General features: G+C 41.2%; 21 protein-coding genes and 1 pseudogene. 9 read left to right on the top strand and 13 right to left on the bottom strand.

What is annotated here, in order from left to right:
• Positions 1-24: 24 nt before the first annotated feature.
• The 4 genes from V7K85_RS21865 to V7K85_RS21850 all read right to left on the bottom strand — a co-directional run bounded on the left by V7K85_RS21865 (position 25) and on the right by V7K85_RS21850 (position 5,709).
• Positions 25-867, bottom strand: coding sequence for an iron-siderophore ABC transporter substrate-binding protein (locus V7K85_RS21865; RefSeq protein WP_334816496.1), 843 nt, complete (start codon positions 865-867; stop codon positions 25-27).
• A gap of 167 nt (positions 868-1,034) precedes the next feature.
• A complete protein-coding gene (locus tag V7K85_RS21860; protein WP_334816494.1) occupies positions 1,035-3,683 on the bottom strand; it encodes a TonB-dependent siderophore receptor in 2,649 nt (882 codons plus the stop codon).
• 259 nt (positions 3,684-3,942) lie between these two features.
• Entirely contained in the window at positions 3,943-4,911 is a 969-nt protein-coding gene (locus V7K85_RS21855) for a helix-turn-helix transcriptional regulator (protein WP_334816492.1), read from the bottom strand.
• 651 nt (positions 4,912-5,562) lie between these two features.
• Positions 5,563-5,709, bottom strand: coding sequence for a hypothetical protein (locus V7K85_RS21850; RefSeq protein WP_334816490.1), 147 nt, complete (start codon positions 5,707-5,709; stop codon positions 5,563-5,565).
• Between V7K85_RS21850 and V7K85_RS21845 the strand changes: the two genes are divergently transcribed.
• Positions 5,699-6,508, top strand: coding sequence for an ABC transporter ATP-binding protein (locus V7K85_RS21845; RefSeq protein WP_334816488.1), 810 nt, complete (start codon positions 5,699-5,701; stop codon positions 6,506-6,508). The two genes, V7K85_RS21850 and V7K85_RS21845, sit on opposite strands and share 11 nt — an antisense overlap.
• Before the next feature lie 178 nt (positions 6,509-6,686).
• Here the strand turns inward: V7K85_RS21845 and V7K85_RS21840 are convergent, their stop codons facing one another.
• Both V7K85_RS21840 and V7K85_RS21835 read right to left on the bottom strand, forming a co-directional pair.
• Positions 6,687-7,460 (bottom strand): HesA/MoeB/ThiF family protein, encoded by a 774-nt coding sequence (locus V7K85_RS21840; RefSeq protein ID WP_334816486.1) that lies wholly within the window; start codon positions 7,458-7,460, stop codon positions 6,687-6,689.
• 180 nt (positions 7,461-7,640) lie between these two features.
• A pseudogene (locus V7K85_RS21835) lies at positions 7,641-7,871 on the bottom strand (YcjF family protein); the annotation flags it as partial.
• 479 nt (positions 7,872-8,350) lie between these two features.
• Here V7K85_RS21835 and V7K85_RS21830 point away from each other — a divergent pair.
• On the top strand, positions 8,351-9,058 hold the full coding sequence (locus V7K85_RS21830; protein WP_334816484.1) for a PEP-CTERM sorting domain-containing protein: 708 nt from the start codon (positions 8,351-8,353) through the stop codon (positions 9,056-9,058).
• Positions 9,059-9,270: 212 nt separating this feature from the next.
• On the opposite strand, the gene V7K85_RS21825 is transcribed toward V7K85_RS21830, so the two are convergent.
• A complete protein-coding gene (locus V7K85_RS21825) occupies positions 9,271-10,821 on the bottom strand; it encodes a YcjF family protein (protein WP_334816482.1) in 1,551 nt (516 codons plus the stop codon).
• 517 nt (positions 10,822-11,338) lie between these two features.
• Between V7K85_RS21825 and V7K85_RS21820 the strand changes: the two genes are divergently transcribed.
• The 3 genes from V7K85_RS21820 (at position 11,339) to V7K85_RS21810 (ending at position 13,050) form a co-directional block, all read left to right on the top strand.
• A complete protein-coding gene (locus V7K85_RS21820; RefSeq protein WP_334816480.1) occupies positions 11,339-11,863 on the top strand; it encodes a DUF937 domain-containing protein in 525 nt (174 codons plus the stop codon).
• 156 nt (positions 11,864-12,019) lie between these two features.
• Positions 12,020-12,574: a pyridoxamine 5'-phosphate oxidase family protein gene (locus tag V7K85_RS21815; protein WP_334816478.1), complete on the top strand. Its 555-nt coding sequence runs from the start codon at positions 12,020-12,022 to the stop codon at positions 12,572-12,574.
• 32 nt (positions 12,575-12,606) lie between these two features.
• On the top strand, positions 12,607-13,050 hold the full coding sequence (locus V7K85_RS21810) for a GNAT family N-acetyltransferase (RefSeq protein WP_334816476.1): 444 nt from the start codon (positions 12,607-12,609) through the stop codon (positions 13,048-13,050).
• Here the strand turns inward: V7K85_RS21810 and V7K85_RS21805 are convergent.
• A complete protein-coding gene (locus V7K85_RS21805; RefSeq protein WP_334816474.1) occupies positions 13,047-13,682 on the bottom strand; it encodes a hypothetical protein in 636 nt (211 codons plus the stop codon). The two genes, V7K85_RS21810 and V7K85_RS21805, sit on opposite strands and share 4 nt — an antisense overlap.
• On the opposite strand from V7K85_RS21805, the gene V7K85_RS21800 reads away from it, so the two are divergent.
• Positions 13,641-14,480: a pentapeptide repeat-containing protein gene (locus tag V7K85_RS21800; protein ID WP_334816472.1), complete on the top strand. Its 840-nt coding sequence runs from the start codon at positions 13,641-13,643 to the stop codon at positions 14,478-14,480. The two genes, V7K85_RS21805 and V7K85_RS21800, sit on opposite strands and share 42 nt — an antisense overlap.
• Before the next feature lie 210 nt (positions 14,481-14,690).
• On the opposite strand, the gene V7K85_RS21795 is transcribed toward V7K85_RS21800, so the two are convergent.
• From V7K85_RS21795 to V7K85_RS21775, 5 genes are all read right to left on the bottom strand, one after another.
• Positions 14,691-14,867, bottom strand: coding sequence for a hypothetical protein (locus V7K85_RS21795; RefSeq protein WP_334816471.1), 177 nt, complete (start codon positions 14,865-14,867; stop codon positions 14,691-14,693).
• Positions 14,868-15,006: 139 nt separating this feature from the next.
• Complete coding sequence (gene arfB / locus V7K85_RS21790; protein WP_334816469.1) at positions 15,007-15,423, bottom strand: alternative ribosome rescue aminoacyl-tRNA hydrolase ArfB; 417 nt, start codon at positions 15,421-15,423, stop codon at positions 15,007-15,009.
• Positions 15,424-15,470: 47 nt separating this feature from the next.
• The gene (locus tag V7K85_RS21785; RefSeq protein ID WP_334816468.1) at positions 15,471-15,725 is read right to left on the bottom strand and encodes an RNA-binding S4 domain-containing protein; all 255 of its coding nucleotides are present in this window, start codon (positions 15,723-15,725) and stop codon (positions 15,471-15,473) included.
• 90 nt (positions 15,726-15,815) lie between these two features.
• Positions 15,816-16,997 carry an MFS transporter gene (locus V7K85_RS21780; RefSeq protein ID WP_334816466.1) on the bottom strand — a complete coding sequence of 394 codons (1,182 nt, stop codon included), beginning with the start codon at positions 16,995-16,997 and terminating at the stop codon, positions 15,816-15,818.
• A 74-nt stretch (positions 16,998-17,071) separates the two neighbouring features.
• Complete coding sequence (locus V7K85_RS21775) at positions 17,072-19,642, bottom strand: TonB-dependent receptor domain-containing protein (RefSeq protein ID WP_334816464.1); 2,571 nt, start codon at positions 19,640-19,642, stop codon at positions 17,072-17,074.
• A 381-nt stretch (positions 19,643-20,023) separates the two neighbouring features.
• On the opposite strand from V7K85_RS21775, the gene petJ reads away from it, so the two are divergent.
• The 3 genes from petJ to dpdE all read left to right on the top strand — a co-directional run bounded on the left by petJ (position 20,024) and on the right by dpdE (position 25,204).
• The gene (petJ, locus tag V7K85_RS21770; RefSeq protein ID WP_334816462.1) at positions 20,024-20,359 is read left to right on the top strand and encodes a cytochrome c6 PetJ; all 336 of its coding nucleotides are present in this window, start codon (positions 20,024-20,026) and stop codon (positions 20,357-20,359) included.
• Positions 20,360-20,460: 101 nt separating this feature from the next.
• Positions 20,461-21,444 carry a tetratricopeptide repeat protein gene (locus tag V7K85_RS21765; RefSeq protein ID WP_334816460.1) on the top strand — a complete coding sequence of 328 codons (984 nt, stop codon included), beginning with the start codon at positions 20,461-20,463 and terminating at the stop codon, positions 21,442-21,444.
• Between the two features lie 451 nt (positions 21,445-21,895).
• A complete protein-coding gene (gene dpdE, locus V7K85_RS21760; protein WP_334816458.1) occupies positions 21,896-25,204 on the top strand; it encodes a protein DpdE in 3,309 nt (1,102 codons plus the stop codon).
• Positions 25,205-25,372 lie beyond the last annotated feature (168 nt).

Below are 25,372 nucleotides of genomic sequence, written 5' to 3'. Positions count from 1 at the left end.
CCTCTTAAAAAACTTTCAAATAGTTTATTGTTGTTTAACTAAATATCGCTCCAAATCGTCTATCATCCGATTGGCTGCAAGGGGGCCAAACTGAACCCAGTAAAACCCCACCTCATGAACTTTTTCCTGTTGGACAACTTTCAACTTTGACCACAACGGTTCTGCTTTCAGTTGCTCAAGTATTGGGTGTAAATCGCTTGTGCCCTGTACGTCTTCTGATACTAGAAATAAAATATCCCCATCTAACTCACTCAAAAGTTCGTTTGATAAAGCATAGGCAGCAGGGCCACCCCCTAGACTTAGGGTTGCTTGACTATCCAAAGTTTGAGAGTAAGGACGTGCAACACCCGCATCTTCAAGAATAACTCCTGGAAAACTTGCCTTCGCCCACAGCCAAAGTGCATCAGTACGCAATTCGGCAACCGAGACTACAGTTGTGTTCAGGCGATCGCCCATTTTTGCTTTAAACTGTTTTAAACGTGCATAATAATTATCCATTACCTGTTGGGCTATTTTAGTTTTACCCAGAACACGGGCTGTGAAAGCAAAAGATTCTTTCCAAGCTCCAGTGGCTCCAGGAGGAGCCAAAACAGTGGGCGCAATGTGTGATAACAGTGGATAAATATCTTGATGAAAATGCATACCAAGAATTAGGTCTGGTTTAAGAAACAAGACTTTTTCGATACTAGGAGAGAGCCAATCTACATCTTCAATACCTGATAGCGGGCCTACTAATCGCTGCAATTGTGAGACAAATAACTTTGAGGCAGCTATAGGTTTGATCCCCAATGCCAAAGCATTTTCTAAACAACGACCACTAAGCACAACAACTCGTTGAGGATGAGCAGGAACTATTGTCTTACCCATAAAGTGCTGAACGACTCGAACCTGACTTAAAGAAGAAACACTATTAGAATGGCTAACTTTTGGGTAATTAAAAAAGAAACAACCGTTTAGCCACACTACCACAGTAAGCAATCCTAAAAGGGGCAGGCATAGGACAAAACACTTGGCTAACCAATGAGTTGTTCTCATTAAAATTCCCACTTCACTGACAACTCTGCTGTATACGGACGACCAGGAATAATTCTCTGGAGATAGTCAAAGCTTGCTTCATAATATCGAACATTAAATATGTTATTCAAATTGAGTCCAATGCTAAACTTATTCTGACGATAGTACAGAGCTGCATTGGTGAGAAAGTAGCTTGGGATTGTAAATGTATTCAAACTATCTGGCTTATTATCTCCAACGTAGTTAAAGCCAATTCCACCTCCAAAACCTTTGAGAGAGCCAGTACCAAAGGTGTAAGTTGTCCATAAACTAGCGACATGAGCTGGTACTCCTTCGACTCGATTCCCGACTGGAATATCATTGTCTTTGGTAATGCGTGCGTCTGTATAACCGTAGAAGCCAATCACATTCCAACCGGGAAGAATCTCTCCGGTGACACTCAGTTCTACTCCCCGACTTCTTTGTTCTCCTGTTTGCACACTATAATCGGAATCGGTAGGATCGGAAGTCAAAATGTTAGTTAATGTCAAATCATATAAAGCAAGTGTTGCTGAGAGTTTGTTATCGAATAAATCAGTCTTAACGCCCACTTCATACTGAGTACCCAGCTGTGGTTTAAAAAGGCTGTCATCTCGACCTGCACCCGTTACCTGCTCAAAAGAGCGGCTATAGCTGGCGTAAAGTGAGACAGGCGCTATGGGTTGATAAACTATGCCTACCCTTGGACTAAAGGCAGAATCAGACTGGACACTCGCCGTTGATGCAATCCGATTAGCAAACTCATTCTCTACCAAGTCATAACGTCCACCCACAAGCAGTTTGAGGTTATTGGCAAGTGTCACTTGGTCTTGAAGATAAAAGCCTAAAGCATCATCTCTGGTGTATATATCAACTCTTCCAAGAGTATCACCTAGTGGTTGACCATACACTGGGTTAAAAACATCAAGAGGGGCCGCAGCTGTTCTAGTTATACCAGTGCTTCGGGTTTGTCTGAATAGGTCAAACCCCAGCAATACTTTGTGTTTAATAATACCAATGTTAAAATCACCAACAACATGAGTATCTATTGTGTAAGCTTCATACTCTGTTGGCTTTGAATAAGTAATCTGTGTTCTTCCGATAGTGCGGTTGTCTGCTTCCAGCAGACTGGAAACATCTGTTTCACGTAAATCAATGGTTAAAAATGCAGCTTGAAATGAATTGCTAATAGACCAGTTATCGTTAAAGCGATGTTCTAGATTGTAATTATATCTATTAAGCTGGCGGTTAAAGAAATCAGTCGGTTCCCCTAAATAACGGTTAATAGGGATTTTGCCATTTGGGTTAGGAAGTATAGTTGCACTAGCAATCTGATCATCACCAGTACCTAGCGACTGTTGTATGTCTTCATATTCTGAATCAAAAGTTAGATTTGTATTTTTCCCTATGCGCCAATTAACAACAGGCGAAACGAAAAAACGCTTTTCATTGTAAAAATCAGTAAAGTCTTCTGCGGTTCTGTAAGAAGTGTTTAAACGATACGACAGACTGCCATCTTTTGTCACAGGGCCAGAAAGGTCAAGTGAAGGTTCAAAAAGTTCATAAGCACCACGCCTTACCTCTAAGGCATAGTAAGGTTGACTCAAAGGCTTTTTAGTAACTACATTAATGATCCCACCTGGATTGACTTGACCATAAATTACAGAGTTTGGTCCTCTAACAACTTCTACTCTATCTATATTTGTCAGCGAACTTGAAAAAGCAGCAACATCTGCAAAGCGGTCTTTGACACCGTTTCTATAAACGTTTCTGGCTGTAAAACCTCGAATCAAAAAAGTGTCTTCAATTCGAGATGAAAAATTATTTTGGACAACGCCAGCATTTCTAAGTATCCCAATTAAGTTACGCGGTTGTTGGTCTTCGATAACTTGCTGAGGAATCACCTGAACCGAAGCGGGAATATCACGCAATGGTGTATCTGTTTTCGTTGCAGTAGTGGCATCTGGAACCCGATAATTTGTATCTGGTGGCGCAGTCACCTCTAGTTCTATGGGTGGTTGCTTTTCCCCTGTTGGCGGTTTTTGCTCAGGGTTTGGCTGCTGTACAGTAGATGTAGTACTTGTTACCCCAAACACCAAACCCTCAGCTTGACTATCAAACAATTGCACATCTGGCGCACCCGCTTCTCCCACTACCGTCACTCGCAGGGTATTAGCATCACCATTTATCACCGTCACTTCAGTAATTCCTGCTGCTGGCTTTGATTGTCGAAAACTCTCTCCACTTACAAGTTGCAACCTAGCATTGGGGATATCTGCAACGTAAGAATTACCCTCTGTCTTCCCTCTAACTTGTAATTTTTCCGAATTAGGCGTGATTAAAATCAACTCTATCCCTTTATCTGTATTGTTCACCTTTACATCTGTGACTGACACTACATCTGATGTCGCCTGACTTAATTGGGAAACAAAGTTCTGATTTCTAGGTGTCCTCAACAAATATGTTGCACTGGTTTTATAAACTTGTATCTCACTCAATGAGTGAATTTCACTCTTGACTTCACCTGAACTTGCGTTAGATTTCTCAGATAATAGTTGTTCAGCATTAGCCGAATTATTTACAGTCAGGCAAAGAACTGGTATTGACCAGCCAATAACAGCATAAAGCAGTTTTACACGCATTTTATACATACAGACCAGCACACTACACTAGAATTGGTTCAATCAGAACTGGGTATTGGGTTCTAGTAAATCTTTTGAAATTTGGCAAGAATTGAGTCACTTCCTACATTTTTCTGATTTGATTACCTAATTCCTAATCCCCAATACTCTTAAATAAGCAAGTTGGTAAAAAAAGCTGTTTATACCAACCCGATGATTTCAAAACAATACAATACCCAGAGTGTTAGTGTCTTATTCAAGCCGGACTTTTTTTATTCAAAACGGACTTTTATGTACGACAAGACTTAGGACTGATCCCAAACTTCTTACGAAAAGCATTGCTAAATGAGGGTAAACTAACATAGCCTACTTTCAGAGCCACTTCTGTGATATTCATGTTTCCTTGGATTAGCAGTTTATGAGCTAGCTCCATCCGATACTGATGTAAATAGCCGAATACTGTAGTCCCAAACACCTCTCGAAAACCTTGTTTAAGTTTGCGATCATTTAAACCTACTTGTCGTGCTAGTTGTATAAGAGAGGGTGGGTTCTCATGATTTTTTAATAAAATTTCCTTAGCATGATAAACGCGGTCAACCTCTGACGATCTAAGTGCATAAATCTCTGGTGAACCTTGGTGAATTTGTATTTCTTGTTCTATGGTTAATGCTACTAATTCCCAAACTTTGCTTTCAAGATACACTCGCTTAGTTACACCTTGGTAGGGACATTGAAGAATTTGTTGTACGGCTACCTGCATCAGTGGAGTTTGGGTTCCACAGCGCTCATATGTTAATAGATCCCAGCGTCTGATAAGATGTTGTAATTCTGGAGTAAGTTCGCCAGAGAGATTTCCGACAAAGTAGCGAAACGCATCTGGATGTACATGAAAAGCTACTTCTACTATCTTCTGCCCTGATGGCTCTAATACAACGCACTCAGATGCCATACCACTGCCACTCAAAAAGTATTCTCCAGTCTTAAACTCAAGATTTTCAGATTGGCTATCTACTAAAGTAAGGAATCGGAATTCTAACGGATGCTTACGGTCAGGAAGTTTTAAAACTACTGATTCGTGTTGCTGATAGTTGTCAATGTCTAAAGATATACTATCTCGTAGCTGAATATGTCGCCAATATCCTTCACCAAATTGATATTTTCTGATCATGTCAAAATCATCAGAACTGTTATTATGTTTGATGATCTCTGATTGGTACAAGAGTTTTAAGTAATCAGCTTGCGAGAGTATTAGTGTCATCGTAATATTAACTTATTAGGAAGTGTTTAAAAAATCAGAATCAAAGATGTGTAATTAATTAAAATTACAAAATATGTATAAAAAGCTATGATAATCTGTGTGTTTAAATCATAAAAATTGCTTAACTAGACGCTGACGAGGAATGATTTGAATTGATTAAGTAATATCTCGCAACGATGTATCCGTCTTTGTTGCCGTACTTGCATTCGCTACTCGATAGATATCTGGCGATGTCACCTCTAATTTAATTGCTCACCACACGCTCAATTAAGCTATAAAGGGTAAGTGGAAGACCTATTACCCTTTATCCAAAACCCTATGACAATCTAACCCTAAGATTCGTGTTCCTCGAATTGGGGTTGTTACATCAGGTACGTCAGTTAACATAGTCTGAATAATACCAACTTAGTGAGTAAAATATCAAATATATTTTTGATACAAATCTTAAAAAGAGGATTTTAAATCCTGCTGAACTGACGAGGGCGACTGATCATTGGGCTACTCAAATTGAGTATTGAAGCCGTTTTTAATTAAAATAATCTGGGAAAATACTGTTAAGTTGACTTAAGTCTTTTGTCAGAGTATCTTTACCAAGTGCAGGACTAAATAGCCAATATTATTGGTAATATCATCACAATATGATTTATATATCTATCCTGAAGGGCGATCGCTAACTTGAGGGATTTTGGTATGTAATAATTCCACAGTTAAACTCGAAAGCCATCTGCCAGCAGCAGCAGCTTTGCGGCTACTTTCAGACCAATTATCTTTGCAATCAGAAAGCTCTATGGAAAACACAGTCCTTGAAACCCAACATCTGGGCCTCGCTTACGACGGCAAACCGATCATATCCGGTCTTAACCTGTTGATTCCCACAGGACAAATTACTGCTCTAGTTGGCCCCAATGGCTGCGGTAAATCTACTCTACTGCGGGGTTTGGCTAGATTACTCAAACCCCATATTGGTACTGTATATCTCAATGGCGCTGATATCTTTCGACAGTCAACAACTGTAGTTGCACAGCAACTCGGTATTCTTCCTCAAGGGCCATCTGCACCAGAAGGATTGACTGTGCGAGATTTGGTAGCACAAGGTCGTTATCCATATCAAGATAACTGGTTTCAATCTTGGACTGCTGAAGATGAACGTCTAGTCCGCAAAGCATTAACAACTACAGACCTTAATGAATTAGCTAATAGAGCCGTAGATACCCTCTCTGGTGGACAGAAGCAACGTGCTTGGATAGCCATGACTTTAGCACAAGATACACAAATTTTATTATTGGATGAGCCGACTACTTTCTTAGATTTAGCTCATCAAGTGGAGGTGCTGGAATTACTGGGGGATTTGAATCAACTTGAGGGGCGGACAATTGTCATGGTGTTGCATGATCTGAATCAGGCGTGTCGTTATGCTGATCAACTAGTAGCTTTACGCGATGGGGCTGTTATGGCTTATGGAAATCCGACAGATGTAATGACAGAAGAAATGGTGCAAGAGGTGTTTGGATTAGCTTGTCGAATTGTCCCAGATCCAGTAGTGGGAACACCTTTGTGTTTACCTTTAGGACGACAATCTCATAAATACCGAAAGTAATTACTGCTTTATATCTTTTAGTGTCTGTTGTTTTTATATCTTCAAAATCCCAACTAGCTTTAAGAAGTTCTAAACCATAGTTGTAAAGAAATCGCTTAAATCCGCTATTAGCAAGCATTTGGGAAACTTGCTTTGATTTAATTTTAGTTCCCGCTTAATAGCATATATAACTAAATCTTTATAAAGATGTTATTTGCGAATTTTTCCAGTAAGGATGGTCACCACACACCAGACATGAAGGATCATGATAAGAATGTCGTTTGGCAAATTCCATTCGCATCAAATCGATTGTCAGCAGTTGTGACAATAGGGGTTGACTAAACTTAGTTATCAGCTTTATTACCTCTAATGCACTAAGACAAGCTAGTGTTCCAGAAACAGCACCGATAACCGCGAACCCACGCCGATTCCAATCCGGCTTTTCTGGGAACAAGCATGATAGACAAGGAGTTACACCAGGAATAATCGTCGTCAGGTAAGCTTCCATTCCGTCCATTGCAGCTTCCACCATTGGTTTTTGCCAGCGCACGCAAGCTTCATTAAGCAAGTTCCGCTCTGTGAAATTGTGGGCGCAATCAACAGCTATATCAGCAGATTGCACTAAAAAGTCTACATTCTCCTTTGTAACGTAATCATCAACTGCTTCCACCTGAATATCAGGATTAATAGCTTGCAGAGTTTCTCTAGCTTTGAATACTCTTGGCTTACCTATCCAATCATTTGTCATCAGAACCTGACGATTTAAATCATCTAGCCGCAAGTTACCACCCCGAACTAGGATTAGCCGCCCAACACCCGCTACTGCCAAATAAAGCGCTGATGTACCGCCTAATCCCCCCACACCTGTAACTAAAACCGTTGCGGACTTCAAGCGCTTTTGTGCTGCCTCTCCAAAATTGGGAAGCATCATTTGGCGGTGATAGCGTTCTAACTCGTTGGGTGTTAAGTTCATCGCTTTTTACCTCTTTATCAGTCGTAGAATTTATCACCTAGTTGGTAGGAAGTATTGTACTTGTCTATACACTTTGATGATATATTACTTGTAAAGTTGGTATTTATTTCAGGCACTATTAAGGGTTTACGCTTTACAAGCCTGCCATTCAGATTTGAGCGCTAACTTCTTTGCATCAATTTAACTCAGGGTTTCTTCATCGTGTTCAACTACTTCAGATTTATCTTCTAAGGGCTTCACTACTCGCGCGATCGCTTCTTGAATAAAAGCCTTGATAAATTCATCTCTGCGATTAATTTGAAATTGTCGCTGGACAACTTCCGTCATCCTACCATCACCCCAATCTTAGTCATGACGAAAATATTCAATAAAACTTTTACCAGCAATTCGCGTTAAATAAGCTGCTGTCAGCCGCTTAACCACTCGCGCGATCGCTTCTTGAATAAAAGCCTTAATAAATTCATCTGTGCGATTAATTTGAAACTGTTGCTGGACAACTTCTGTCATTCCACCATCACCCCAATCTTGGTCATGACGAAATCATAAAGATTATGTAAAGTTTGTATAATTTTTATGTATTTATCATTGCAAAATCACAACTTTTTTAACTATTATATGGTCGTAACTACTGTTACATCTAATACAAAGCTAATAATGTCATAGAATGCTATCCTAGTACTTAATTTTTCATTACTAGTCCGTAAACGAAAAATTCAGGAGTATGGTTTGTTGATGTTTTAGCGCTAAAGCGCTAAAACATCAACAAACCATACTATCAAATCAAACTTAATAAAGTACTATAGCAACGACGTTTTTTACCAAGTAGTAATTGTATAAAGAATAGATTTGTGAGTTTCAGCTAAACAGGTTCTGACTTAAAGAGATATCCAATGAAAAGGTTTTATAAATTAGCAATTGCGTCTGCTATTGTTGGGTTCGGATTAGGAACGCTTAATACAGCCCAAGCAGCAACTTTTACTCAGACTGCATCAGATCAAGGTTGGTGGGCTGCTGAAGATGGGTGGAATGGCCCTAATTCTAACGATAATACCAACTACGTAACTGGAAATATACGCGGAATAGATTTACGTAACTTTTTTAAATTCGATCTTGGCAATGTAGTAGGAGTCACTTCAGCAACCTTGCAAATTCAACGATTTGTAGGTTCAGGAAATCCAACAGAGACTCTAGGTTTTTTTGATGTTTCAACACCTGCTGATGTGTTGAGTCAGAAAAATAATAGCCCCAATAACACTATTTATAATGATTTGGGCAGTGGTAAAAACTATGGAACTTTTAACGTTACTACTTCTGGCGATCCAAAGGAAATCTTGAATTTTGCTCTCAACTCCAATGCCATTGCAGATATTAATGCCAGAAGTGGTAATTTTTTCTCAATTGGAGGTGCGCTTCTAGGGGATCTTAGTGAGGAATATCTTTTTTCTGAGAGTGGCGATCAAGGGTTTGCTAAACTTGTGGTGGATACCGATTCAACCCGTGTTCCAGAACCTAGCCTCCTTGGCGGCATAGTGGTTGCTGGTATTGGAAGCTGGTGGCTAAAGCGCAAGCGAAAAGCGTCTCTAAAGAACAAGAATTAAATAACAATTAATCTTGGTGTAGAGACTAGCAATTGCAACGTTTCTACAAAAGTTTTGAAATCACACAAAATGATTTTCATATCTGAATTCAGCAACGCCAGAAAAAAGCTTAACTGAACTATATTGCCTTATAAAAGAGAACGAAGCTAGATACAGGATGAAGTTTTGCATTTTATTTAATCCGCCTTCCTAAAAGTTTATAGTTAACGCGGTTATTCTCTGCTATCCTCTTCTTCCATCGCCTCACTTTTATCTGTCAACGGCTTCACCACCCGCGCGATCGCTTCTTGAATAAAAGCCTTGATAAATTCATCTCTGCGATTAATTTGAAACTGTCGCTGGACAACTTCCGTCATTCCACCATCACCCCAATCTTGGTCATGACGAAAATATTCAATAAAACTTTTACCAGCAATTCGTGTTAAATAAGCTGCTGTCACGCCTTGAATAGCCCTACCAATAATAAAGGTGGCAACATTAAGCTGCAAAGCTGTAGATAATAATTGAATCGCTCCCTTGACAATGCCTAAACTGGCGAGCGTTTTTGCTAAAGAAAGGGCTAACTCTCGTCCCCGTTCCATATTCAATTCACAGCCGTACACTCTGCCAATTTCTACAACCATTTGAGCATTAACAGCGGCTGTCGCTAGTAAATCTACAACTGGTATAGGCGTGACTGATACTACACCAGCACCAATCCACTGAAACCGTTCCACGATTTTGTCAGCTTGACGGCGACGCTGGCCATCGATGAGTTTTCGCGCTTCGTCTCCCAATCGCAGAGATTGCAGGAGAATGTTATCTGCTACCAAATCTTCGCCCTCAGCCCGTAAAACAGCAGCCGTCCGCCGCAGCAAAGGAACAATATCCGGTTCTGGCTGGAAGGTTTCGCCAGTTTCTAGTTGTGCAGATTGGGGATTAGCAGCGATCGCCACCACATCATTAGTAGCAATAAATCCCCGTACCCGTTGACGCAATCTCGCGAGGATGGCTTCTTTATCTTCATCTGTATATAAATCAGTTTTGTTTAGCACCAAAAGCGATCGCTTACCAATTTCTGCCAACCCCCGCAGCGGCTCATATTCTGAGCGCCGTAAATCATTATCCACCACAAACAACAGTAAATCTGCTTCTGTTGCCAGTTCTCGCGCCATTTGTTCCCGTTCCGTTCCCGCCACCCCTGCTTCTAAAATCCCTGGCGTATCCGTAATTAAAATCTTGCGTTCTAATCCCTTCAACCGCAGACAATAAGTTTCCCCAACCTGGGTTGTACCCATTGGTGCATCCACTTGACCGACCATGCGTCCCATAATCGCATTAACTAGGGAAGTTTTGCCAGCACTCCCGGTACCAAATACCACTACTTGAATTTCACCCCGTGCTAAGTTGGCTTCAATCTCTCGCGATTTACTTAATAAAGCTTGGCGTGCTACTTCATCTTGAATTTGCCCTACCTGTTGCCGCACAGCTTGTAGAGTTGTAGAAGCAGCGTCAGATTTAGCAGCAGGAATTTGCGCCGCAGTCACTCGCTTTACTTGGCGGCGCGATCGCTTTTCCCCAGACTGAATCACCAATACATAATAGACAAAAGCGGCAACCAACGCTCCGATGAGGATAATCAGCAGCAACAGCAGCAAATTGCCTAGCAACGGCGAATAGGACAATTGCCAATAGAGGCGCGATAGGGAATCAATTAGCCATAGGGCTAGCCCCAAAATGACGATCAGACCAACAATCAGCGTTATTATGCGTGACAGAGGCATGGTTGGAAAAGATTAGTGGGTATTCAGTAGGCAGATGCTTCTAATCTTAATAGTTTCAGTATTTTTTACCAGAGTAGTAAGAAGCAGCTTTTGATAAACCAGCAACGCTTACTCCATTTTTGCGTCTATGAGAGCCAAGTATACAAATGTGGGTGAAACTTCAGCCTTTGAGGGTGGAGTTGAGCCTTTGAGTCGATCATAATTAGAAAAGTGAGTAGGAGCGATCGCGCCCAGCAACTAATTATAAAAGCGATCGCCTTGTAATACCACGCTTATCAGATTGTGGTAGAAAAACATCAGGGTAAAATTACTTGCCAATCTGAGTTAAATCGAGGTACAGAGTTTGCGTTGGCTCTACCGATTTCTCATCCTTAAGCTAGTAGCTTTTGAAATTTTATTCGTTCATTATCAAGTTCGCGTGTTTTAATTTTTTAGTAGACTTACGAAAGTCTGTCTACATAAAAGACTTCAAGTCAATTTTGGCAAGCTTTTTGAGAACAAAGAGAGAAACAAACTTATGGGACTTTTCGATCAAATTCTTGGTGCCGTTGCTAATCCCAATCAACAGGGCAGCTTAGGGCAACTTGGAGGTATTATTAACACTGTACAACAGTTGAGCGATCGCACTGGTGCAGACCCTTCTACCATCCAATCAGTCTTGTCAATTGTCGGTGGTCAAGTACGTTCTGCTTTACAAGACAAGCAAGCCACAGATGGTAATGAAGCCGCACAAACTTTAGTAAATCAATATGCTGGGACTTCACCTAACTCCCAAGCCGTCGATTCGCTGTTTTCTCCTCAGATACAACAGCAGGTAGCTGAAGTTGCTGCCCAGCGCACTGGATTGGATGCTGGTATAGTTCAACAATTGCTGCCTTTAGCAGTACCTTTGGTGCTGAAGTTTTTGCAATCAGGTGCCAATACTCAAAATCCCCAAGCTGGCGGGAATCCTGTACTGAATTCCTTCTTGGATGCTGACGGTGATGGTGATGTCGATATTGCTGATGCCATTCAGATGGCTAGTCGGTATATGAGACAGTAACAGTTCTTAATACTTCCCACTCCTAACTCCCCACTCCCGACTCCCTTATGATGAGCTGCTTGTTATCAGACATCAGCAATTAGGCCTTGCTAGATATTTAGCTAAGACATAGGCTGAGAACATGGGCCAAATTTGCAAATATAAATCAGACAGTCTATGTCTAAATTTTTTGACAGTATCACTGACGAACTGCAAGACTTTATTACTGCCCAACACCTTTTCTTTGTTGGCTCTGCACCTTTGAGTCCTACGGGTCATATTAACCTGTCTCCTAAAGGTTTAGAATGCTTTCGCATCCTTTCTCCCTACCGAGTTGCTTACTTAGACCTCACAGGCAGTGCTAACGAAACATCAGCCCATTTGCAAGAAAATGGGCGGATAACCTTCATGTTTTGTGCCTTTGAGGAAGCCGCCTGTATCCTGCGTCTTTACGGTCAAGGAAACACGATTTTACCGAGTTCTCCAGACTGGAACTCGCTGTACTCTATGTTTGTGCCGATACCTGGAACTCGTCAAATTATCGTCGCTGACATTGAACAAGTACAGACTTCCTGTGGTTTTGGCGTACCACTCTATGAATATCGAGGTCAGCGCCAGACTCTAGTAAACTGGGCTAGTAAAAAAGGTGAAGAGGGAGTTAGAGAATATCAACAGCAGAAAAATCTCGTCAGCATTGACGGTTTACCGACACCACTAAGTAAATTACCCTAAATTTCACAAAAGCGGACTTTGGGGCATGAGTTATGGATTATTCTATTCGTCCACTTACACAGGAAGATGAGCCTTTTCTTTGGCAAATGCTTTACAAAGCAGCCCATATGGTAGAAGAAGGTAATTTGACAGTGCAGGATGCAATGAATAATCCTGATTTAGCAAAATATGTGAAAAATTGGGGACATAAAGATGATAGCGGCTTCGTTGCTATTCTGGAAAGTAGTAATCAGCCAGTAGGAGCCGCATGGCTGCGTCTATTGACAGGTGAAAATAAAGGATATGGCTATGTTGACGATCGCACTCCTGAACTAGCAATAGTAATTCTTCCTCAACATAGAAATAAGGGCATAGGAACGCAGTTACTCACACATTTGTTAGCAGCAGCCAAAACATCTTATCCATCAGTATCACTTAGTACCAGAGCGACAAATCCAGCCGTAAGTTTATATAAACGACAGGGCAAACGCATCTAAATCTTGATGAGCATAGATAAAAGTAGAATGCACACTGGTTTTGCTTGGTCGGTGGTGGCTGTGTCTGCGATCGCTGTTGGACTAATCAGGTTTTTGTCAAGTAGCATGACGTTATCGATAATCACTTTGCCATCTTTTGCACCGAAGCCTAGTAGGTCAAAGTATAAGGTGGCAAGGGTTCCAGGAGCAATGTTGCTGATATCAATTTTGACGGTGCGCGGTGTGTTCAGGGCTATAAAATCGCCGGAGGTGTTTGCACCTGCTATCTTGACGTTATTACTGAAGTATGCATTGCCGGATTGTTGGAGGTTGAGGAGGGAGTCGGTTTGGGTGAGTCCGATGGATGTGCCGACTAGGGGGGTGGGGTCGATGAACCAGCCGATACCGTTAGCGTCGTCGTCGATGAGGATTGTGCCTCCGTTGGGGCGGCCTTGGGGGTCGTAGTTGGTGATTTGGGCTTCGGCTAGTTGTCCTGTGGGGAGGTCGGCGATTTGGAGGGTTAGGTCGAATGGGTTGGTGGGGTCGAAGAGGGTTTGCCAGAGAGTGGGTGCAGTAGAGTTAGGGGTATTAATGAATGTGGGTTTAGTGTTATGGACGAATTTGAAGAAATTCTCAGACTGAACGCTTTGCAAGAAGAGATTATGAGGCGTTATCTGGCTGGGGAAAGAAACTTTGCTGGTGCTGATTTGAGAAATATCTGGTTTAGCTATCCCTGTTTGATGGATATCAACTTTAGCGCTGCCAATTTGGAAGGTGCTTCTTTCGGTGGTACTTACCTCGTTAATGCAAATTTTAGTGGTACTAATTTGGAAAGGAGCCGTTTGTGTACTTGTTTTATTAATTCCGACTTGAGTCACACCAATCTCCGAGGAGCCGAATTCATCGGTGCTGAATTGACTGGTGCTGACTTGACTGGTGCTACTTTGAGAAGTACCAAATTGATTGGTTGTAACTTGAGGGATGCCGATTTGACTGACATTAAAGTTGACGAACGTACTGTTTTTGTTTCCACCGTCATGCCTGATGGCACGACGAGAACTGACTCCATCAAACAAATTATTGATACTCAAAAATTGCGTCAGCGCTTCTATGGAGAGTGGCAGGATAGCTTCCAAGGCATTATTATGCATGATGCCGATTTGGCGGGAATCGACTTGCATAGTACCTGGATGCACCCTCTCAATATTTCCGGAGCTTATTTCAGCAACGTTAATTTCAGGGATGCTAATTTGAGTAGGGTTGATTTTAATAGAAGTAGTTTCATCGGTTGTGATTTCAGGGGAGCTAACTTTGGAGCCAATTTGGAAGGTGCTGAGTTGATTGATATTGACTTCAGAGGGAGTGATTTGAGTCATGCTGCGTATCCGGCACACCAAGAACATCCAATTGAGCAATATGCTGTGCCCTTACCGCGTGGTCTATTTACCTGAAAATAGCTGTAACAAGAAGTAAATGTTGGGTTTCGGTCTTCAAGGGCCACTTGCTTCTCCCTTTGGGAGACGCTGCGCGTAGCTTGCTTCTCCGTAGGAGTACAAGTCGGGAAACCGCAAGGGCGCAGTGGCTCCCCAACCTACAGATATTATAAGTGTTTAATCGAACTTGATATAAATCCCCGTCACCAAACGTAATTGCGAATTGGTTTAAGATCCTTTTGGGTTGGTGTCACCACCAATTATTGCTTGGAACAAGTTTCCTACTAAAGAGAAAAAGGCCGAAACAAACACTACTAGCATTAAACTAGCAAGGGCAGCAAACGGAGAGACAATAAATAAGAGTAAGAGCGCAAGCATCAAAATCGTTAGTAATGTCTTATTCATCTTTTTTCACTTTTAATAGTTGCTATTCTCAAGCTAACCAACTAAGTCATGAACTTGACCAGAGTCCCTAGAAGGAATTAGTCTTAGTTCTCTAGTAAGATTTTGCAATCGAATTGAGTGCCCAAGTTTAATTGATAAATCAACCATCTGTCACCTGCCCTCTATTAGACTTAACCTGTCCGCGCTTACTTTTGTAGTCAAGGCGCTTTTTTTGAGAACTGCGAGTCGGTTTAGTGGGTTTGCGTTTTCTCGTCACTACAACTGCACTTTGAATGAGTTCTTGAAGTCGTCTCAACGCTGACTCCCGGTTGTTTTCTTGGCTTCGGTGTTCCTGCGCTTTGATTACGACAACTCCTTCTTGAGTGATGCGTCGATCATTCAGCTTTAAAAGCTGTTGTTTATAATAATCTGGTAATGATGAAGCCGCAATATCGAAGCGCAAGTGAATCGCAGTGGAAACCTTATTCACATTTTGGCCTCCCGCTCCTTGCGAACGAATCGCACTAATTTCAATATCACTCTGTGGGATAATAACTTTGTTGGAAATTTGCAGCATTACTCACAAGGCAAAAGAGGAACTTTTAAATTTCAAAGAAAAATCCTTTACTCGATTTGCTCGGTAAAATCTATTACTACGTCTTGGTCTTCATTGTTGTTCAAATTTACCTCTAAAGTCTGTCCTTGTATTGTCACTTTATCACCCGCTACTAGTCGCCGTCCTCGTCGAGTTTCCAGCATACCGTTTACTTGGACATCGCCACCTTGAATCATCAGCTTGGCTTGCCCTCCAGTTGGCACTATACCCATCAACTTTAAAAATTGATTTAACTTAATTGTGTTGTCTCTGATTTTCTTCATAATAAATAAAACTACATCACCTTAATTGTATCGTGGCGTTATCAAGGCAAGGTCAAGGCTTTTACCCAATCCGATGTGAATATGTCGCTTCTATGCCTGCAAGTTGGTTATTAGTAATACGCTCAATAAACTTAATGCTGCACTAATGATAAACATAAACGTATATCCCGTAGCGCTGGCGATCGCACCGCTAAGAACTGAAGCAGCAATTCCGCCAATGTATACTACTGACACCTGAAGTGTATAATCAGTAGCGGCTGTTGCTGGTTCGCATTTATCGATCATGGCACTTAGTAACGCAGTATATGCCATACTTTGGGCTGCATTGACTGTTATACTCACAGCATACAGCACAGGTAAACTAGCGATACCAATTGCAGGTATAATATACAAAAGTGTCATCATGCTTGCGGCAAAACCAAATATAGTTAAAGAACGTAATCTTCCCAAGCGGGTAATCAAGACTCCTGCAATCAAAGCACTAACAATACGGGCACTATAACTTACAATACCCAACATTAAGCCAATATCTGAGAGCGATAAGCCTCTATCAACAAAAAGTGGACGAAGCATTGTACCTGACATCATTTCGCCTCCCATATATAGCAATACTACCAAAAGCCACGGTAATGCTTTGGGACGCGAGAGAAAGTTGATAAAAGGTTGAAAATAAGATTTAAAAAAGCTCGATTTCTGAGATTTATTACTAACTTGTTCTTGATGTAAGAGTACTGGAATTAAAGTCAGTAAAATTACAACTGACATGATGATCAAGCTATACCGCCAGCCGATTCTATCTAGTAGAATCAGCGCTCCACCTCCACCAATAATAGCACCAAAAACATTTCCCCCGGCTTGAATAGCGTTTCCTAATCCTCTTTCTTGCGGTTCGAGTAAATTTACTGCTAATGCATCAGTTGCAATGTCTTGGCTGGAGGAGAATAAAAAAGCGAGAAATATACAAAAAACTAAGATATTGAAATTTTCTTTAATATCAATAAATCCACATCCAAATGTTACAAGTGCTAACAAAACTTGAAAACAGATAATCCAACCGCGATAATGTCCTAACTTTGGCAAACGGTAGCGGTCAATAAAAGGCGACCACAGAAATTTTAACGCTGAGGGTAGAATGAGAAAACTTAACAACCCGATAGCATCCAGCGACATATTTTGTTGTCGCAAAAAAATAGGTACGGTTTGGATAAAAAAGGTTGTCGGAATGAATTGAGTAGTATAAAGTGCGGCGAGCAGGATTAATTTAGCAAGCATAGCAATGTGCAGAGGATAACAAATCAAAAATAGCGATAATCAAGATAATCTTTACCATCGCCACAACAATTAAATTAGAAATTAGCTTTAATTTGCACGCCATACGTCACGGGATCGCCAAATCCTGCGGTTCCATCCGGTACTGGGAATAAGTATCCAGAGGTGATGTAGCGAGTATCAAACAAGTTATTTGCATACAGGTAAATGCCATACTTCTCGGCTTCGTAACCAATGCGGGCATTTACTAAGGCGTATGGATCTTGCTTAATTTGGTTTTGATCATCAAAATAAGTAATGCCATAACCACGCAATTCTGCACGAGCAAATAAGCCTCCCGGACTGCGATATTGAGCCGTTAAATTATAGGTAATTTGTGGTGCTAGAGGAACTTGATTGTTGCTTAAGTCTACACCTGTATCGGAATTAAAGTAGTTTTTGTATTCACTATCTACATAACCAACTGATGCAGTTAAATCAAATCCTTTAGCTGGTTTTGCTTTCAGTTCAAATTCTACTCCAGTGGCTTTGAGGTCAACATTGTTAACTCTGCCAAAAAATCCACTCTCATCATATTGCAAAACTTGATAGTTATTTACATCGTTGTGAAAGACTGATAGGTTGGCAATTAAACGATTATTCAACCAAGAAGATTTCAAACCCACTTCATAACTCCAGGTTTTTTCTTCTCCAAATCGAAGTTCTGCTTCACTATTGGCGCGGTAGTTCAATCCACCCGGTCTGTAACCTTCGGCAATAGTCACGTATCCCATTAAATTAGGATTTAATTGATATTTCAAACCGAAGCGGGGAATCAATGCATTGTTGCTGACTTTTTCATTGTTAAATGCCGGACGCAGTGGAGTTAGAGTTCCGTCAGCGTTTACTGACTCATAAGTACTATCTGAAGATGCATCACTAGATTCGTAACGCAAACCAGCAAATACGGTTAATGACTCTATGAGCTTATAATCTACTTGTCCAAATACGGCATAGGTTTGACGATAATCGTCTCCAGTACGTCTAAATCGTCCAAATCCAGGAAAGTCGGTTTGAGCATCACCAACATTAAAGTCGCGAGATTCGTAGTAACTACCTAATAACCATTGAAAACGCTCCGCAGTTTCCGGAGATTGGAAACGTAATTCCTGTGTCCATAATGTGGAGCCAATACCATCAATAATTTGTATCGCTCCTGTGCTTCCCGGAACAACGTTTTCTTGACGGGTAAAACGACGTGCAGTGATGGATGTGGCTCGGAAACCCTCACCGTTGTAACCGACTTTGAGAGCTTGAGTATTTGTATCTAGCTTACTATATCCTTCGGTTTGTAAATTAACCTCGAATGGGTCAGAAGGATTTAGCTTGTTATAAGTTGGATTACCGTCATCTGTAAAGCTGTTATAACTATTAAAAGATACTGTCCAATCCGGTGTAGGTGTCCACAAAAGTTGCGCTCGTGCTGCTAGGCGCGATCGCTCGCCTATTTCATTACCTGTGGCTAGGTTCTTAATAAATCCATCCTGTCCTCTGTAAGCTCCCGCAATTCTCAGTGATAGTTTATCGTCAACCAAAGCATCGTTGAGAGAGAATTGGAATTCGCGGCTGTTATATCTACCGTAACTTGCACTAATTCGTGTTTCTGGTTCTGGAGTTGCTTGCCTAGAAATGATATTGACGACCCCACCAGAACTATTTCGACCGTATAGCGTACTTTGAGGGCCTCTTAGCACTTCTACTCGCTCTAGATCGAGTAAAGCCAGGTCTAGAAAGCCGTTATAGTCAATTGGAACATCATCGATGTAAAAGGCTACGCTATCCTGAACGGTAAGGAAATTTTGATTGTTCAAACCCCGCAAACTGTAAGTATTAAACTCAGTACCGCCGGAAGATGTGGAGGAAAAGTTAAAGTTGGGCGTTTGATTGGCAATACCAACAAAAGAATTTATTTGAGCATCTTCTATTTCCTGACGGGGTATTACCGTAACACTAATGGGTACATCCTGTGCGTCTTCCGGTCGTTTTTGCGCGGTAACAATTAGTTCAATATCTGCTTGGGGAGCAGAATCTAAGCTAAAAATTAAACGGCGATCGCTACTCCTCACCCGTGCGATCGGTGCATTTTCTACCCCAGTCAAAAGCACTTGTACTTTGTTGTCATCTAGCTGTGTAACTGTTACAGAAGCAATTCCTTGAATGGGTGTTTGCGATTGAAAATTTTTACCATCAGGTAACGCCAATACCACATTCTCGATGTCTGCAATCAAAGTATTACCATCCACTCTAGTTGTCGGTTGTGACAATTCTCCCTGGAGAGTTTCTAAAACAATTTCCAAACCGCTTTGCGTTTTTTGCAGTTTAATTCTAGTTACTTTAATCACTTGAGGAGTTGTATTTTCCTGTGTCAGCAAATCAGTTGCACTCGTTTTTGGCAACTGAATTTCGCTCAGTTGGGAAATATTTGAAATTGATGTCTGAGTTTTTTGTGCTTCATTCTTAGTGCTTGTCAGTTTCTTCTCAACCTGCGACCAAGTATCTTGTTTTTTAGTACTAATTTCTGTTTCTCTTTGCTGTTCTCCGGCAAAACCTGGTTGAGCCAACACTAAACAACATACACCTGCAAAGCCTGGGTATGAAAATTGTTTCAATTTCAAAGTATCCTCCTACACCAGATGAAAATTGTACTCACACAAAAAAATCCCAACATTAAGCAGGTCTGCGTGAACTGCTTACACCAGAACATATGAAAATTTTTCTCCCTCTGCTCCCCCTGCTCTTTCAAGTCAGGAGGGAAGAGGGTTTTAGCAGAATTTGGTTTTATTGTGCTGACTTACTTAGTAGAAGTGCTGCAATAGTGAAAGCAAGTTATATTATCAATACGAAAATTTACCGTTGTCAAACGACACTTTGTCAAACTTAAGAGCTAGGTTAAGAAGTTTGACAGCCTGTCATTTGACGAAGCAAGCTATGAAAAACGAAAATTATTGGGGGTATTCTGTCGAATAAACTTTTTGTAGAGGGAACATGGGATGAAAAAGATTATTTCAGTACTGTTGCTGGGTGTAGCGATTTTAACTTTTATCTTCAATAGTCCAGCTTTAGCAGCAGATGCAGCCAGTGGAGCCAAAGTCTTTAGTGCCAATTGTGCTTCTTGTCATGCAAGTGGGAAAAACTTGGTTCAAGCTAACAAAACTTTGAAGAAAGGTGCTTTAGAAAAGTTTGGGATGTACTCAGCAGAAGCGATTATCGCCCAAGTTACAAATGGTAAAAACGCTATGCCTGCTTTCAAAAGTCGTTTAAAATCAGAGCAAATTGAAAATGTAGCAGCATATGTGCTGGGACAAGCAGACAAGGACTGGAAATAAAGCCAGAATACGAGAATAAGGCTGTCTCAAATTACCAAATAGTAGGTAGGGTATGTGCCTTATCTACTACTTTTGTTCTGCTAGGAAAGTGAGATATTATTATGAGTCGCTTTTACCGATTCATGCTCAATTTTGGTATTGCCGTTGCACTTGCGTGCTTTTTTCTCGCTTCACCAGCATATTCATTATCTACATCGGACACCCAAATTGCAGAAGGTGACTTATTCAAGCTAGGGATTGAAAAAATACAGCACGGCAGTTACCCTGAAGCTATTCAAGATTTTACTGAGGCAATTAAGCTCAAAAATGATTTTTCTTCAGCTTATAGCAATCGTTGTCTTGCTTATCTGCAATTAGGAGATTATCAGAATGCGATCGCCGATTGCAATCAAGCTCTAAAGTTTACACCCAACAATGTGGAAGCACATCTCAACCGAGGACTAGCATACTACAGACAAGGGGACTATCAAGCAGCGATGCCTACGGCGGGCTACGCCTACGCTGACGATAATCAAGTTATCGCACTCAAACCTCATGATTTCAGAGCCTACTACAACCGAGGGGTAGCCCGTGGTATGTTGGGTAATCACCAACAAGCCATATCAGATTACAATCTAGTACTCATTAATATTCCCCAATCATCTAGTCTACTAAGAGCGGATGTTTACAATGACAGAGGACTAGCTCATTTTGAGTTGTCAGACATAAAAGCAGCTATGCTCGACTTCTCACAAGCAATTCGACTCAATCACAATGACTACAGAGCTTACTATAATCGGGGTTGTGCTTGTGGTAGAAGTGGCGATAACTTTTGTGCCATTCGGGATTTTACTGAATCACTCAAACTGAACCCAACCAATGCTCAGGCTTATCTTAATCGGGGTATAGCCTACCATCAACTTGATCACGAACAATCGGCGATCGCAGACTTAAAAAAGGCGGTTGAATACTTTGCCCAACAGGAAGAAACTACAACCTATGAAAAAACTTTAGGTTTACTCAAAAATTTACAGCAACAACTTTCATCCTTATCAGAAATTGCCCTGATTTCAAAATGGCAGCTTTTTCCAATCTCAACAAATTGATGAATTTTAGCGAGGAAAATCTACTGCTATTCAAAAAATTTTAAATTAATGTAAATAGTTGGTAAATTCGGTCGTAACTTTTTATAATGCCGAGCGTCATGTACCCAGCACAAAGCTATGTCTGAGAGTATTGCTGTGCCCGTAGGGCGTCGTCTATTTACCTGAAAATTGCTGATTTTACTAATTGGCTCTGGTGGAGCGTAGGCGTAGCCCGCACTTCTCTACGAGACGCTGCGCGTAGCTTGCTTCCACGTTCGCGGAGCGTTCCGTAGGAAAGTGGTACGACATGGTTCGACTGCGCTCACCAGCCGCTCAGTGACCATCGTAGACATTGTTATGACAAAAACTGTAATACCAGTTTATTATCTATAATGTTGATCGACAAAACTGCCAGATATAGGTTAAAAACTAGTCTGGAAGGTTCTTTTAGTGCGTTCAGGGGACTGGATCTATGATTAAGCTTGGTTTATTAGTACAGTCCCAGAATAACTTTTTGGGTATAGGAAAAGTTACGGAAATATCTGATGCCAATGCAAATGTTGAGTATTTCTGCTCAATAGGGCAACGTCTCCAAAAAACTTTACCTTTAAATTCGCTCTCTGAAGTCAGGCTTGAACCCCAAGCTCGATGCTATATCAAGTCCCAAACCCAGGATAAATGGATAGTTGGCAGAATTTTTATCTGGGATGATGACACAGAAATGTATCAAATTGATTTACCAGATAAGAAAACTGCAATTGCTTGTGAAGAAGAAATTTACGTTCGTTGCAATTTACCCAACACTGACCCCATCGAAACTCTAGCAATGAAGGGTCACGAAACGCCCTACTTCCACGACAAAAGATTGGCTTTCGTGAAATCCTTGATTCAGCAACGCGCTGTCAGTCGGGGGATGACGGGACTGATTTCGGCAAATATTAATCTTTATCCTCACCAAGTTGAAGTTGTGCGGCGGGTACTGGAAGACCCAATTCAACGCTATTTGCTAGCAGACGAGGTGGGACTAGGAAAAACCATTGAAGCGGGTGCGATTCTGCGTCAATTCCTCCTTGATGAACCGAAAAAAGCTGCGGTGGTCATAGTTCCGCAATATTTGCTCAAACAATGGCAAACTGAGTTAGAAAACAAGTTTTACATTTCCCATTTTCCCAAACGGGTAGCGGTGCTGGCGGTTGAAGATATTCATAAAATCAACCTGAAAGCGAAGATAGGCTGCTTAATTTTAGATGAAGCCCATCACATCGCAGCGATGGCAACCTCTAAGGATGCGGCAGTGCGCCAGCGTTTTGAGACTTGTAAAAATATTGCTCATAAAAGCGATCGCTTACTTTTATTATCTGCCACTCCTGTTCTCAATCATGAGCAGGATTTTCTGGCGATGTTGCACTTGCTCGACCCAACAACCTATAAACTTGATGATTTAGCAGGTTTTCGTGCCAAAGTTGAAAGCCGTCAGCAAATTGGTAAAGTTCTACTTTCTTTTAATGAAGGTGCGGAACCTCTTGTTCTCAAAAGCAACTTGCAACAATTGCGAAACCTCTTTGCTGAGGATAAGTATTTACTGAAGCTGGCGGATGATTTAGAAAATTTAAAAGCAAATTCTCCTCAGCAAGAGCAAATCGTCCAAGCGATTCGCATCCACGTCAGCGATACCTATCGACTACATCGGCGAATGCTTCGCAACCGTCGTGCTGCGGTGGAAGATGTGATATTTGACCGCAATTTTACGCCGAAACAAGAGTATGATTTAGACGAGCGATCGCCTGATATCCACGAACTGATCAATCAATGGCGTAGTGTTGCTCCCGATGAAAAGCAATATCAGCGAATTTTTCTGCTGTTATTCCTCGCTTCTGGTACTTGGTTAGGCATTTTAGAACAGGTAATTACCGCGCGTTTAACTGGGAAGCCCCATTCTAAACTCATCCAGGAGTTTAAAGAAGATGATGTTCGCCTATTAACTACAACCCCCAAATTCTCAGGGGAAGAAGAGATTCTGCAATCCTTACTAAAAATTATTCGTCAACCTCAAGAAGACGGAGAACGGACGGAAAATTTGAAAACAGTGCTGCTGAATCAGTTAGGTACGTACTTCAAAATTCCCGCAAACGTTCGCAAGAATCAAAAGGAATTCATCACCAGGATACAGCAGAGAATTCAAAGACCGATTACTGGCGATATTCTGCCCAAATTTATTGTATTTACGAGTTTTGTGCAAACTTGTGCAGAAATTGTCCGGTATTTGTCTGATACCTTTGGTGTCCAGACAGTAGCCAGCCATCAATTTGGGGAATCACCAGACAAGGTTGAGGAAGGCTTAAATAGGTTCAAGAATAACCCAAACTGCTTTATTCTAGTATGCGATCGCTCTGGAGAAGAAGGGCGTAACCTCCAGTTTGCCGATTGGTTAATTCATTTTGACCTTCCTTGGTCGCCTAATCAATTAGAACAGAGAATTGGCAGACTTGACCGCATTGGTAGCAAAATTGGCGTCCAATCCTGTGCCTTGATTGGCCCATATTTAGAAGATAGCCCTCACAATGCTTGGTATCAAGTATTGAAAGATGGGTTTGGTATTTTCCAACAATCAATTGCTAGTCTACAATTTTATGTGGATGAGAAACTTGCAGAATTAGAAACAGTTTTGTTTCAATCAGGTGCTGCTGGACTGTTAGAAATGATTTCGCCGATTCAAGCGCAAATTGAAGCTGAAATCGCAAAAGTTAGCGAACAGAATGCTCTAAATGAAATTGACGCTAACGACGAAATTGCCACCCAATATTTTCAAGATTTAGATAATTACGATGCTTGTCATCTAGAAATTAAGCGAGCAATTGAAGGCTGGATTTGTGACGCACTGGGATTCAGGGCACTCAATAACCCAGATTCATCAGAAATCCGACGTTATCAACCGACAACGCGGACATTGGTTCCCATAAATGAGTTAAAAAACCGTTTTGCTGAGAGTTCTCTAGACCAATTTGGTACTTATAATCGCCGGGTAGCAAATCAGAATTCTGGTATTAAACTCTTTCGGATTGGGGAAGGATTTGTCGAAGCCCTCTTGAACTATATAAATTGGGATGACCGAGGTGAAGCCTTTGCGATGTGGCGCACTGATGCATCTTGGGATGCGAAAGAAGGGAAGGAGTGGTTCGGTTTCCAATGCAATTATGTAGTCGAAGCAAATTTAAAAATTGCCAAACAAGTTTTAATCGATAACAAACTAGATAATTCTCAATTCAAAAACTTGCAGCGACGTGTCGATGCTCTATTTCCACCAATTATAGAAACTATCTATGTTGATGGTCGCAAGCAGCCAATACGTGTTGTTGAGGATAAAGCTCTCTTAAGTATTCTGCAACGTCCATATAAAGATAAAAACAATAATCAAGGACGAGATTACAATCTGGCAAAAGAGCGCTTAGGAATTATTGACGATTTTGTTGACCCTAGTAAATGGCAAAAATTTTGCTATCAAGTGCGTAACACTTCTTCAGAATTACTCTCCAATCGTCCCGATTTTATTGACTTATGTCAAAGTTGTGCTAGTGTTGCCGAAAACAAATTAGCCAATAGAGTAGAACAATTACGCCTACGCCTGAACCAGCAAAGTTCGGATCAGGCATTAGCTGAAGAATTGAAGATAGAAACTGCTTTAAATGCAGCCATTTTAGAGGGAATTCGTCAGCCGCTTCTGAGGCTTGATTCTGTCGGTTTCATTATTGTATCGGGGCGATCGCTTGTGCAATTTGAGTGATATTATCTGCGGTTAAATAGCCATAATATCTCGTTAAAGCTGCCTGCAAAAAGGTTTTTTATTCTCGTTATCGTTCCCATGTTCAGGATGGAAACGACAACGAGTTTAACCTTTTCTGTCACCGAGAATGATAATTTCCTCTGCCCTTGGTAATGTGTCTTACAATTC

Source organism: Nostoc sp. (assembly GCF_036917615.1).
In the GTDB taxonomy this organism is placed as follows: domain Bacteria; phylum Cyanobacteriota; class Cyanobacteriia; order Cyanobacteriales; family Nostocaceae; genus Nostoc.
The sequence above is the reverse complement of the archived record's forward strand: the minus strand, read 5'-3'. Positions and strand labels throughout refer to the sequence as shown.